Source organism: Asaia sp. HumB (assembly GCF_030263835.1).
Taxonomy (GTDB): Bacteria; Pseudomonadota; Alphaproteobacteria; order Acetobacterales; family Acetobacteraceae; genus Asaia; species Asaia bogorensis.
On sequence record NZ_JARPML010000001.1, the window covers coordinates 100,890 to 112,713 of the forward strand.

General features: G+C 57.8%; 10 protein-coding genes. 7 read left to right on the forward strand and 3 right to left on the reverse strand.

All coding sequences use genetic code 11. The features are described 5' to 3' along the window. The gene (gene secD / locus P5689_RS00535; RefSeq protein ID WP_408868522.1) at positions 1 to 1,551 is read right to left on the reverse strand and encodes a protein translocase subunit SecD; all 1,551 of its coding nucleotides are present in this window, start codon (positions 1,549 to 1,551) and stop codon (positions 1 to 3) included. 161 nt (positions 1,552 to 1,712) lie between these two features. Between secD and P5689_RS00540 the strand changes: the two genes are divergently transcribed. Beyond that, entirely contained in the window at positions 1,713 to 2,708 is a 996-nt protein-coding gene (locus P5689_RS00540; protein ID WP_336718441.1) for a Gfo/Idh/MocA family oxidoreductase, read from the forward strand. 56 nt (positions 2,709 to 2,764) lie between these two features. Here the strand turns inward: P5689_RS00540 and P5689_RS00545 are convergent, their stop codons facing one another. Beyond that, positions 2,765 to 4,582: an ABC-F family ATP-binding cassette domain-containing protein gene (locus P5689_RS00545; RefSeq protein ID WP_285531666.1), complete on the reverse strand. Its 1,818-nt coding sequence runs from the start codon at positions 4,580 to 4,582 to the stop codon at positions 2,765 to 2,767. Between the two features lie 36 nt (positions 4,583 to 4,618). Then, positions 4,619 to 5,362, reverse strand: a complete 744-nt coding sequence (locus P5689_RS00550) for a PhyR family response regulator anti-anti-sigma factor (protein ID WP_285531668.1) — start codon at positions 5,360 to 5,362, stop codon at positions 4,619 to 4,621. Positions 5,363 to 5,546: 184 nt separating this feature from the next. Here P5689_RS00550 and P5689_RS00555 point away from each other — a divergent pair, with 184 nt between their 5' ends. The 6 genes from P5689_RS00555 to P5689_RS00580 all read left to right on the forward strand — a co-directional run bounded on the left by P5689_RS00555 (position 5,547) and on the right by P5689_RS00580 (position 11,816). After that, on the forward strand, positions 5,547 to 6,020 hold the full coding sequence (locus P5689_RS00555; RefSeq protein ID WP_031240265.1) for a sigma-70 family RNA polymerase sigma factor: 474 nt from the start codon (positions 5,547 to 5,549) through the stop codon (positions 6,018 to 6,020). Between the two features lie 169 nt (positions 6,021 to 6,189). Next, positions 6,190 to 6,768 (forward strand): sigma-70 family RNA polymerase sigma factor, encoded by a 579-nt coding sequence (locus P5689_RS00560; protein ID WP_023978043.1) that lies wholly within the window; start codon positions 6,190 to 6,192, stop codon positions 6,766 to 6,768. 202 nt (positions 6,769 to 6,970) lie between these two features. Beyond that, the gene (locus P5689_RS00565; protein ID WP_023978042.1) at positions 6,971 to 7,159 is read left to right on the forward strand and encodes a NepR family anti-sigma factor; all 189 of its coding nucleotides are present in this window, start codon (positions 6,971 to 6,973) and stop codon (positions 7,157 to 7,159) included. A 51-nt stretch (positions 7,160 to 7,210) separates the two neighbouring features. Continuing rightward, positions 7,211 to 9,001 (forward strand): sensor histidine kinase, encoded by a 1,791-nt coding sequence (locus P5689_RS00570; RefSeq protein ID WP_244442071.1) that lies wholly within the window; start codon positions 7,211 to 7,213, stop codon positions 8,999 to 9,001. 494 nt (positions 9,002 to 9,495) lie between these two features. After that, positions 9,496 to 10,533: a glycosyl hydrolase family 8 gene (locus P5689_RS00575; RefSeq protein ID WP_285531673.1), complete on the forward strand. Its 1,038-nt coding sequence runs from the start codon at positions 9,496 to 9,498 to the stop codon at positions 10,531 to 10,533. Between the two features lie 512 nt (positions 10,534 to 11,045). Continuing rightward, on the forward strand, positions 11,046 to 11,816 hold the full coding sequence (locus P5689_RS00580) for a cellulose synthase operon protein YhjQ/BcsQ (protein WP_023978039.1): 771 nt from the start codon (positions 11,046 to 11,048) through the stop codon (positions 11,814 to 11,816). Positions 11,817 to 11,824: the final 8 nt, after the last annotated feature.

Here is an 11,824-nt window from a genome sequence, read left to right on the forward strand (position 1 = left end):
TCAGACCGGCAGTTCTGTGGGGCGTGTGAGGGCGTACCAGCGAACCATCAGCAAACGTGACAGCAGCATGGTGGTGAAGAGGGTGGTGACGATACCGACCGTAATCGTCAGGGCGAAGCCGCGCACGGGCCCTGTGCCGAATACGAACAGCATGACATGCGCAAGAAAGGCCGTCGCGTTGCTGTCGATGATGGTGGAGGAGGCACGTTCGAAACCTGTCTGCATGGCAGCAAGTGCCGTGCGTCCGCGCCCGACTTCCTCGCGGATACGCTCATTGATCAGGATGTTGGCATCGACTGCCATGCCAAGCGTGAGCAACATACCCGCCATACCTGGCAGGGTCAGTGTGGCCTCGAACAGCGAAAGGATAGCCGTCATCAGCACCAGATTGGCCAGTAGCGCGATGTTCGCATAGAGGCCGAAACGCCCGTAGAAAAGCGCCATGAAGACGATCACGAAGACGAAGCCAATAGCCAGACTGATGGCACCGGCCCGGATCGAATCAGCACCGAGCGACGGACCAATCGAGCGCTGCTCGATAACCGCGAGCGGCGCGGGCAGGGCGCCTGCGCGCAGCATCACAGCAAGATCGGTCGCTGTCTGAGCGGTGAAATTACCCGTGATCTGGCCGTTACCCTGCGTAATGGGGGTCCTGATGACCGGGGCCTCGATCACCTTGTTGTCGAGCACGATCGCAAAGCGTCGACCGACATTCTCGGTGGTGGTCTGTGCAAAAGCGCGGGCGCCCGCTCGATTGAACGAGAAGGTAACAGCCCATTCGCCAGATTGCTGGTCGATCGATGCACCGGCATTATCCAACGCAGCGCCATCAACAGCGACATGGTCCAGCACCGGCAACATTGCACCCGTGCTGATATCCTGCATAAGGGTGGATCCCGGCGGTGCGACGGCGCCCCCGCCGGCCGAGTTGGCCAGCAGGCGGAATGTCATCTTGGCGGTGGTGCCCAGCAGACGCTTGATATGCTCAGGATCACTGATGCCGGGTAGTTCGACCACGATGCGGTCGTCTCCCTGTCGCGTAATCTCGGGGTCAACTGCACCCGTGCTGTCGATACGGCGGCGAACGATCTCGATGGACTGCCCGACGGCCTCGCGCGCACGCTCACGCAACGCGGCCTCATTCAGGGTCATCACGATGCGGTCGTGATCGAGCGCCGCGGCTACATCGCTGCCAGCGCCAGTGAGCGAGGAGAGAGCCTCAAGGCTGGATTGCTGCTCGCTTGCATCACGCGGGAGGAAGCTGAGCGTTCGTCCAGCGGCATCCTTGCGAAAATCGCGGTAGCCAAGGTTCTTTTCAATCAGGACCTGCTTGGCCTGATCCTCAAGACCCTGGAGGCGGTCATCAACGAGGCTCTGCTGATCGAGTCGAAGCAGAAGATAGGAACCGCCACGCAAATCAAGACCCAGATGGATCTGATGCCAGGGCAGCTTGGCCGCAGGCGCACGCATGAAATTGGGCAGGCAAAGCAGGAGGCCGAGGAAACAGACCCCGAGAACTCCCAGCATGGTAGGCCGACTATAGTACATCATCGAACGGAGCGGCGTCCTTCTTGTAACGACCGGAGATTTGAGGCTACCGCGAGGCGGTCAGGCTGCGGGAAGATGCAGGCAGGCGCTCTGCGTTGCAACCTCCCTGTGCCCCCTGCTACACCAAAAACATGATTTCAGACGTGCACGGACCGGGAAAAAATATGCTGAAGGTCGGAATTGTGGGGGCTGGTCATTTTGGCCGCTTTCACGCGCTTAAGGCAAAGGACTGTCCGCGCGAGCAGCTTGTCGCCCTTTATGACCCGGATCAGGCGCGGGCCCAGCTCGTGGCCAAAGAGGCCGGCTGCGAGGTCGCGGAAAGCCTTGCGGCCCTGATTGCCCAGTCTGACGCGGTGATCGTCGCAGCTCCGGCAGAACAGCATTTTCCGGTCGCGTCGGCCTGCCTCACTGCAGGGCGTCACGTGCTTGTGGAAAAACCCATCGCTGCGACCCTCGAAGAAGCCAGAACCCTTGCGGCACTGGCGAAGGCTAAGGGCGTGGTGCTTCAGGTGGGCCACCTCCTGCGGTACTCCTCAGAGCACAAGGCGATTTCAGAGCGTATCGGCAAGCCTCTGTATATCGAAGCGACGCGGATTGCCCCCTTCAAGCCACGCGGCACTGATGTGTCGGTAATCCTCGATCTGATGATCCACGATCTCGATCTGGTTCTTTCACTGGTCGACTCTCCTATCGAGTCCATAGACGCGGTAGGCGTTGCGGTATCGAGCGCGCATGAGGATATCTCCAATGCACGGGTGAGGTTCGCCAATGGATGTGTCGCCTCCATCTCGGCCAGCCGTATCTCGCTCAAGACCGAACGCCGTATGCGTGTCTTTTCGGAAGAGGGTTATCTCTCGGCCGACTTCGTTCAGCAGGAGCTGACCATGATTGGCCGCAAGCGTGGCTTGCCTCTACCGGGCACTGGGGGCTTCCGGCGCGAGGCGCTGCGTTGGAAGGACAATGATTGCCTTGCTGCCGAGCACGATGCTTTCGCAGCGGCATGCCTGGATGGCGCACCGAATCTTGTCGATGCGGAGGCGGGTATACGGGCGCTCGATGCGGCCATTCGCGTCAAGGCCAGCATGGATGACACGAGGGCGCGCATGGAGGTGTCAGGGCTTATCGCATCAGGCGACAGCCTGTCCCCAACTGAGGCCTGAGCTGGAAGAGGGGCATTTTCCAGCTCGGTACCCCTCGAAGATTTCTGGTCCGGCGTTCAAGCGCCGGACTCGATTTCCTCTTTTTTCATCTCGAGAAGAAGCCATTCCTCCTCGGCAGAGGTAAGCGCTGCCTCAGCAGAAGTTAGCTCATCACTTGCCCGGGCAAACTTCTTTGCGTCCTTGCTGTAGAGCGACGGGTCTGAGAGTGTCTCACGAAGTGTGACGATCAGCTTCTCGAGGCGATCGATTTCTGCAGGAAGTTTCTCGAGCGCCAGCTTGTCCTTATAGCTGAGCTTCTTGCTGTTGCGCTCTGATCTTGCGGTATTCTTTTCACGTGGTTCGGCTGTCTTGCTGTCTGGATTTGCATTGCGCTCAGCCGGGGCTTCGCCGCCTGTCTGGGCCAGCATATCACTGTACCCACCTGCATACTCGATCCACTGGCCGTCGCCCTGCGCCACAAGAACCGAGGTGGCCACGCGGTCCAGAAAGTCGCGATCATGGCTCACCAGCATGACCGTACCCGGATAATCGTCCAGCATTTCCTGCAACAGATCGAGCGTCTCAAGGTCAAGATCATTCGTCGGCTCGTCGAGTACGAGCAGGTTTGATGGCTGGGCCAGTGCACAGGCAAGGGCAAGTCGGCCACGTTCACCGCCGGAGAGAACACCGACCGGCGTGCGCGCCTGTTCGGGGCGGAACAGGAAGTCCTTCATATACCCGATGACATGGCGCTTCTCATCGCCCACCTGCACCATGTCCCCGCTTCCCCCGGTCATGGTATCCGCAAGCGTCATAGACGGGTCGAGGCTCGCACGTCGCTGGTCCAGCGTGACGAGCGAGGTGGAGGGACCTACCTGTACGCGTCCCGTATCAGGTTGATCCTCGCCGGTAAGGAGACGAAGAAGCGTCGTCTTGCCCATACCGTTGGCACCGACAATCCCCAGGCGATCGCCCTTGAGCACGCGCAGATCGAGATTCCTGACCACAACCCGCTCGCCGAATGCCTTGGTCACATCCTCCGCTACGGTTGTCAGCTTTCCGGTCGTCTGGGCTTCTGACACGGTCAGTTTGAGCGACCCACGGAACTGGCTCGCAATTTCCTTGCGGCGCGAACGCAGTGAGGCCAGCTCCGCCACGCGGCGGACATTGCGCTTGCGACGGGCCGTCACGCCATAGCGCATCCAGTCCTCTTCACGGGCAATTTCGCGATCAAGCTTGTGAGCCGCAAGTTCCTCCAGCGCGAGAACTTCCTCGCGCCAGTCCTCGAAGCGGGCAAAACCCTGATCGAGGCGACGGGTGATGCCTTGCTCGAGCCAGACGACGGCCCGCGAGAGAGTTTCGAGAAGGCGGCGATCATGGCTAATCACGATCATGGCTGAGCGCATGGAGGCAAGCTCGCGCTCGAGCCATGTGATGGTCGGCAAATCGAGATGGTTGGTCGGCTCGTCGAGAAGCAGGAGATCCGGCCGTGCGGCAAGTGCACGGGCGAGGGCGCAGCGACGGGCCTCACCACCCGAGAGTGTTGCGGTAGTTTCGTCACCTGTCAGACCAAGTTCCGAAAGCATGCTGCGGGCAAGATAATCTTCTTCGGGCTGCAGATCCTGAGCAACGTAGTCGTAGCTCGTCCTGAAGGCCGAAAGGTCTGGTTCCTGCGGGAGATAAACGATCTTGATCCCGGGCTGGACGAAGCATTGGCCAGAGTCAGGCAGGATCTCGCCAGCGGCAATGCGCAGGAGCGTCGATTTGCCTGAGCCATTGCGGCCCACCAGGCAGAGCTTTTCGCCCGGGGCGACCCCGATTTCGGCACCGCCCAGCAGTGGACGACCCCCGAGAGTATAGGAGATATCGCGTAGATGAAGGATCGGTGCAGCCATGCGCCCTATGTGTCGCACCGGCTGCGTCGATGCAAGTCAGATCGCTTTGAGACCGCCCGTAACCGCCTGATAGGTCGTTATGGCCAGCGTGGTAGGCTCGAAGGGCTTGGTGATAATGAAAGATGGCTCTTCCTGCTCGCCTGTAAGCAGCCGCTCGGGATAGGCGGTCACGAAGATCACCGGTGCCTGATGGTCCTTCATAATGCGACCAACAGCGTGCATGCCGTCGCCGCCGCCACCGAGATTGATGTCGGCCAGGATAAGTCCGGGGCGTGTTTCCTTGGCCAGCCGCACGGCATCGGCCTCGGTGTAGGCGACACCCGCAATGCGATGGCCGCATTGCTGTACCACGTCCTGGATGTCCATCGCGATGATGGGCTCGTCCTCGATGATCAGCACACTTGTCTCGGCAACTGAACGCAGACCCTCATTCGCCTTGGCAATGTCTCCGAGGATATCGGCTTCGGTTCGCCCAAGGATCATGGCAACGGCGCTGAGTGGAACCTCCTCGAGCGAGGTGAGAAGCAGGACAAAGCGCTGCGTCAGCGTAAGGGATGACGGAGGATGAGTACTGTCATTGGCTGCCTGAAAACAGTCGATGATCGACTTGTAAAGACGGAAGCGAACACTGATCTCATGTCCACCCTTGCGCGTAGCCATGTAGCGTATGGCATGGGCCACAAGCTGATCACCCTGCTTCTGTGTGCCTTCAAGAGCTCTTGCAAAACGTCGCGCAAAGGGCAAGGCTTGCATGAGGTCTTGGCGCTCTGCATCGACCATTGAGAAACGAAGCTCCAGAAATTTTCCGCCAACACAACGCGGTTCGTCGCGTTACGATGGCACTTTTTCGGCGCTGAGCAAAGAGGAATGCAGTCATGCGCTACCGGGAGATCACAGGCTGAGCACCGACAAGACAGACAATCCGCGAGAGGCGGGAGCGAAGGCTGACCCCGTCCGGCGGGGAATTGCCACGCACCTCATCGATCTGCGCGGTTTTGCACGCTACCTCACCAGAGACGCCTCCGCAGCCGATGACCTCGTGCAGGACACGGTTTTGCGTGCGCTGGCCGCGCGTGACAGCTTCGTTCCAGGGACCAATCTCAAGGCCTGGCTATTCACCATCCTGAGGAATGTTTTTTTCGAGCAGCGCCGTCGCAAGGTGAAAGAAACAGAGATTCTCGGCGAGATATCACGAGGTAGTGAGGAGGGGTTCGATGAGCGTGATCGATACAAGGATGGCGTCATGGATCTATCGCAGCTTTTATGGCGTCTGCCTGAGCTTTTACGTGAGGCGTTGATTCTCGTTGGCGCTCAGGAGATGAGTTACGAGGAGGCCGCTGCGATCTGCGATTGTCCAGTCGGTACGATGAAAGCGCGTGTGTCGAGAGCACGAGCCCAGCTTGCCGAGATCGCCTCACCATCTGCGGATCCCGCATAGATAGACTATGGGGAGCAGTAAGCGCTCTGCCTGACCGCCACAAACTGTTCTTGCGACGAGGCATCTCAGGCGTCTAACAAAAATTTTCAGTTTTTTTCATTGCATGCAACCTCCTCCTTCGCCCGTTCATTGGTCCGTTGAAAAGCACCGAGCGAAGAAGGATTTTCGCATGACCAGCTTCCATGACCAGGTTATCCAGATTCTCCCCAAACTGCGCGTTCAGGCTCTGTCCCTGACACGCAACCGTTCCGCAGCCGAGGATCTGGTTCAGGACGCGGTATGCAATGCCCTTGCGGCTCAGGATAGCTTCATCCCCGGCACTAACTTCTCGGCCTGGATGCATCGTATTCTGCGCAACCGCTTCATTTCCGATCTGCGCAAGCGCCGTGAGACGACGGATATCGAGGATGTGCCTGCATCGTCCTTTGCGAGCAACGCGACGCACGAAGACAGTCTGGCGCTTAAAGATCTCTCGATGGCGCTGTCTCGTCTGCCTGCCGATCAGCGCGAGGCGCTCGTGATGGTCGTTGTGCAGGGCATGAGCTACGAAGCCCTCGCAGAAGCTACGGGCTGTGCTGTCGGAACGGCCAAGAGCCGTGTATTCCGTGCCCGTCGTCAGCTCGAGGCCTGGATGACCGGCGACCTGCCCGCGAACGACAAGTTGCGCGTTAAGGTTGCTGCTCTCCGCGCCACGCTGGATGATCGTCGCCGCAAGGGACTCAAATCTGACGATCTGTTCACATTCTGATTGCCGCTAGCGTAACTAGACTGGCCTGATGCTGCGACATATTTGCAGAGTTATGGAGGGGAGTGAGGTAACTCATTCCCCTTTGGCGCGATTGGGTCTTTCCTTTTCTTCAAAATGCGATGATTAAATTTCGTTAGTGCAACTCGTCCGGCGACGCATTGTTAAGATCGCATGGGTTGAATTTTTTTGTTGAGGTGAGGACATGACTGGGGGAAAGGACGGCACGCCGGAGAAGCCCCGCCAGGCAGGCCCCAGCAATGAAACAGAAAATCCTTTCGACCTATGGTTGAAGCGAGGGCTTCATCAGCTCTTCGATGACGTCGCAAACGAGCCAATTCCTGAGGAATTACTGCGCCTGATCGAAGAAGATCGTGACGACCGCCAGTCCTGAACGGCAACTTGCCGACAGCGCCCGGCGCCGGATAATAAAAAGGCGCTAGGCTTGAGGCTTCTTCCACTGCACCCATTAAAAGCCGTCGGCCTGAAAACCCGTCTTTTTGATACGGTTGGTTCGCGCGTCATGGCGCTTATCGTCTGCACTTCTGTGCCGCTTGCGACCGTCGCGGGGGTTCTCGCGTGGCACACCTATCTTGCGACCTCAGACAACAGCTTTGAGCGCACCAAGGCCGATGCGGTAAGTGCGAGACATGAAATCGCCGCGGATCTGGGCCGGGCACAGGGGGCGTTGGAGACCCTGGCACAGATTACCCTACACGAGGAGATTGCGCCCCGGGCTTTCCAGCTCGTTCAGTCTGTCAGTCAACAACACTATTGCTCGCTCGAGCTGGTCGACAGCGCCGGAAAAATCGTTGCCAGCAGTCGGGGAAACGAAAAGGACGGCAACCCCTGCCAAAGCAATCTTCTTGCTCTTGCCAGTGCCTCACGAGATGCGGTCTCTGAAAAAGAGAGTTTTGCCGAGGGTGACGGGGCTACAGAAGTCGTGATCGCAGGGTCTGCCCTTCTTGTCCGTTCTTCGATACGGCTTGACTATGTTGACCGGACCGGCTCCTCGGTCCCTGGACGGCTGATCGCCTTCCGACCGCTCGTCAATCAGGAATTGGTCTCGACGGCGCAGTATGCGCATGTTTCGAACGAGCCCGATGTCGGTTCGACCGATCTATGGCTCTTTACGGAGCAGACCCCTCCGGTTGCCCTGACTGCAAGACAGAACGTCACCTCGCCTTGGTCGCGAGAGGTAACAGACCGCTTGCGCGCCGACCTCAAGGTGGGAAGACGGGCCGATCATTTCGAGGCCAATAACGTCTACTACACCCTTATACCGGGTTATGGTCCCACCAGTATCGTTGCTGTCTCGGTTCGAAGCGCAGCTGAGACGCGCGCCTTGCAGCTGTTTCTTGCGCGCGTGATGCTCATCGTCCTTATCCTTGTCGTGGAGTTGCTTCTGGTAGCTCTTGCTGCGCAACGTTATCTGGTCGAACCGCTTGAGAAGCTTGCCTCTAGCGTCTCGGAATGGAGACGACACGGTTCATTTCAACCCGATTTGCCCTTGTCGCTCCCACTTGAAATCCGCCAGATGGAGCGCGCTTTCAGCAGGGCCACGAAACGCCTGGACAGGCATGAGGCAAGGCTCCAGCGCGCAACCAAACAGCAGGATCTCCTTATCAGAGAAATCCACCATCGCGTCAAAAATAATCTCCAGATCGTGGCCTCGCTACTCAATCTGCAGGCGAACCGTATCAAGCTGCCGGAAGCGCGAGAAGAATTCCACCTCGTCCGGGACCGGGTGCGTTCGCTGGCAACGCTCCATCGTTACCTCTACCCTGAAGGTGGACTCTCATCGCTCGATATCAGGGCCTTCATGGAAGAGCTTGCGAGCCAGATTTTCACGGCGAACAACCATTCCAATAGAGGGCGTATAAGTCTTTCACTGGACATCCACGATGTGCCGATCACGCCCGATCAGGCCGTGCCGCTCTCCCTCATCGTAACAGAGATCGTCACGAACGCACTGCGGTACGCGTTTCCTGAAGGAAGAGCCGGATCTGTCCGCATACAGCTCCATCGTGTCGATGAGACTGCCCTGCTGCTGATCGAAGATGACGGGGTGGGTTTGGCTTTCCCATCGGAGGGCGAAAAGCGTGAAGGGATAGGCTTGCAGCTGGTGCGCGGATTTGCCCGTCAACTCGGTGCGACGCTGGACATCATTTCAGAGCAGGGGACCGTCTATCGGCTTGTATTCCCTGTCCACGTTCCGCGTCGCAACCTGGCCTAGACCAGCCTCGATATCCTGGCGAAGTATCGTGCGACAGGCTCAGAGTTGCCGAGGCGCGAGCGCCACAGGGCGAGTGAAATCATGAAAATATATGGACGACCATGCGCTTTGGCGCATTGAGTGTTAGACCGCTCATCTAATTATTCACCCGACGAGCGGTCCTGGACAGGTCTGCGGGCAGACAATCGGATTACTCGTCTCAGAAAAACGTGCTTAGCGAACCGTTGCTAGCAATTTCGAAATAAATCCTCCTGTATCATGTCCTGATTCTCAATCTTCCTTCTCCATTGAGAATTTATGAGGCGAAGTTTTCCAGCAAAATTAACGATATTTTTTCAACCCGTACATTGTCCGCTTGGGTGATCCTTAAACTTTAACGAAAAACACCTTGATTTCATCAACCTATTGACGAAATCAAAAAAAAAATAGCAAAGTCTTGTTGCGCATCGTTAGTGCGTTGCTCAAATCCTGAGAGATCATTAATGCTCCGTTCCATGGTCAGGCGCCAATTTTGCCGTGACTCACTTCTCGCTGCAGCGTCCTTCGGCATCGCCGGGGAGTCTTTTGCGCAGACGCAAGGACTGGGCGACCCTGACTGGGAGCTTTACAAGAAAAAATACCTGCGCCCCGAGGGACGCATCGTGGATACGGGGAACCAGGACGTATCGCATTCGGAAGGGCAGGGATACGGGCTGCTTTTTGCCTCGACGTTCAACGATCAGGCTGCGTTCGACCAGATATGGGCGTGGACGAGAGATAATCTCAAGCATAAGGACGGCAGCCTCCATAGCTGGAGATGGACGCCAACAGCGCCTCATGTGAGTGATACGAACAATGCGACGGATGGTGATCTTATGATCGCCTGGGCATTGCGCAGGGCCGCGATCCTGTGGCGGTCGGAAGCCTATCTCGACCAGGCGAAGGCCATATTGCACGACCTGGCCGAAAAATGCGTACGCAAGGTTGGCAGTCGCCTTGTTTTATTGCCCGGTATGAAAGGGTTTGACCGACCGAAATCGGTCATCATCAATCTTTCGTACTATCTGCTGCCAGCACTCGACCGCGCCGTACTGCTCGACCCGTCTGGGCCCTGGAAAAGCGTCAGCGAGCATGGACAACAACTACTCCAGAGCTGCCGTTTCGGCTTGTGGGGCTTGCCGCCTGATTGGCTTGCGATTGATCGAAAGTCAGAAAGGCTGGTTCCCGCTCCCGGCTATCCGCCCCGGTTTTCGTACGATGCGATACGGATCCCGCTCTATTTCAGATGGGGCAAGCGTCTCCCGGCCACGCTTACGCAGTCGCTTTACGCTGTGAGCCAGAACTACTCGATGACAGCGCTCCCTGCATGGGTCGATCTCATGACGGGTGAGCGCTCGCCCTATAACGCACCTCCTGGTTTCAGGGCAGTTTATCTGTTCGCACTTAACGGTTCAGATGCTCTGTCGGATCTGCCGAACATCAAGGAGAGTAGTGATTACTACTCATCCTCCCTGACACTTCTCGCAAGAATAGCCTCCATGGAGATGGTTTGATGCCCGATACATTCAAAATACTTCATGAGTCATTTTCTGAGCCCTTGCCAGTGACGGAGGACGAAGGCTTCCATGACTTTAACGCCCTGTCGCGCATTGCTGCTGCGGGTGAGCCCATAAGCGAGCCTGTTCCGGTGCCCGAGCCCCCGCGTGTGACGCCAGCCGAACCTCCGTCGTCATACCGGCACACCTCCCCACAGGTGGCGCAACCCCAGCCGGAAGCGCCGGCGAAGCCAGTTTGGGGAAAAACACAGATAGAGCCGCCCCCAGCGACACCAGCTCCGCAAGCGCAACCTGTACAAAGGGAGGTTGTGCCACCCACGGAAGCGGTTGCGTCAGCGGGGTCAGGCACGCAGGCAAATGATGCTTGGCGTGATCTGCCGCTTCAGAATCTGTTGGCACGACTGCGCACCAGTGTTCCCGTCGTGAACGACACACCCAAACGACTGCATGGAATGTTTCGCCGCTGAAATAGTTCATTTTCCAAAACAAGCGGAAGCAAGAATAAAAGTATGACTCTGATCTGCGTAGCCTCTCCAAAGGGCGGTGTTGGTAAAACCATGTTGGCGGCGCACCTGGCCGATGAGATACGTCGTGCGGGTGTTCCACATGTAGTCGCCATCGATCTCGATCCACAAAACGCGCTTAGGCTGCATTTTGGTGTTCCCATGGCGCACCGATACGGTCTGTCGAGCTGCATTGCCGCTGGCCGTTCGTGGGAAGGCGCACTGATGTCGACCTCTAATGACATCCAGCTTTATCCGTTTGGATCTCAGCCTTTGCACGCTCAGGCGGAGTTCGAAGAGGCCATCAGAAATCGTCCCGATCTCATCGCGTCCGAGGTCGCACGCCTGAGCGAACGCAGTGATACTGTTGTGATTGTCGATACCTCGCCGGGTTATTCGGTCGCCTTTTCAACTATTTTGCCGATCGCCAACGTCGTTGTTACGGTCATGACGGCAGAAGCCTCCTGTATCTCCCTCCTGCCCGATATCCATGCTGCCAGCTGTTATGGCATTCCGGCGGCCGAGGCCGCTCACTTCACACACCGTGTCATTGTCAACCGGTTTGACCCGCTGAACCGCGTAGGTGCCATGGCGCTGCCGCAGATCGTGCGTCGTATCGGTCCGATGCATCTCGGGACGATCTGCCGGGATGAGCATGTAGGGGAGGCTTTCGCGAGCCAGCGCCTGGTTCAGCATTATGCGCCCTATTCGAGGGCTGCGGCTGATCTGGAGCTTGTGGGTACGCGGTTGATCCAGACCATCACCAATCTGCATTGAGGCGAGGT

Excerpts from the sequence above, each read along its gene's own strand:
- P5689_RS00575 (WP_285531673.1), top strand. The coding sequence starts at position 9,496 with ATGGTCAGGCGCCAATTTTGCCGTGACTCACTTCTCGCTGCAGCGTCC.
- P5689_RS00550 (WP_285531668.1), bottom strand. The coding sequence starts at position 5,362 with ATGGTCGATGCAGAGCGCCAAGACCTCATGCAAGCCTTGCCCTTTGCG.
- P5689_RS00560 (WP_023978043.1), top strand. The coding sequence starts at position 6,190 with ATGACCAGCTTCCATGACCAGGTTATCCAGATTCTCCCCAAACTGCGC.
- P5689_RS00580 (WP_023978039.1), top strand. The coding sequence starts at position 11,046 with ATGACTCTGATCTGCGTAGCCTCTCCAAAGGGCGGTGTTGGTAAAACC.
- P5689_RS00540 (WP_336718441.1), top strand. The coding sequence starts at position 1,713 with ATGCTGAAGGTCGGAATTGTGGGGGCTGGTCATTTTGGCCGCTTTCAC.
- P5689_RS00565 (WP_023978042.1), top strand. The coding sequence starts at position 6,971 with ATGACTGGGGGAAAGGACGGCACGCCGGAGAAGCCCCGCCAGGCAGGC.
- P5689_RS00545 (WP_285531666.1), bottom strand. The coding sequence starts at position 4,582 with ATGGCTGCACCGATCCTTCATCTACGCGATATCTCCTATACTCTCGGG.
- secD (WP_408868522.1), bottom strand. The coding sequence starts at position 1,551 with ATGATGTACTATAGTCGGCCTACCATGCTGGGAGTTCTCGGGGTCTGT.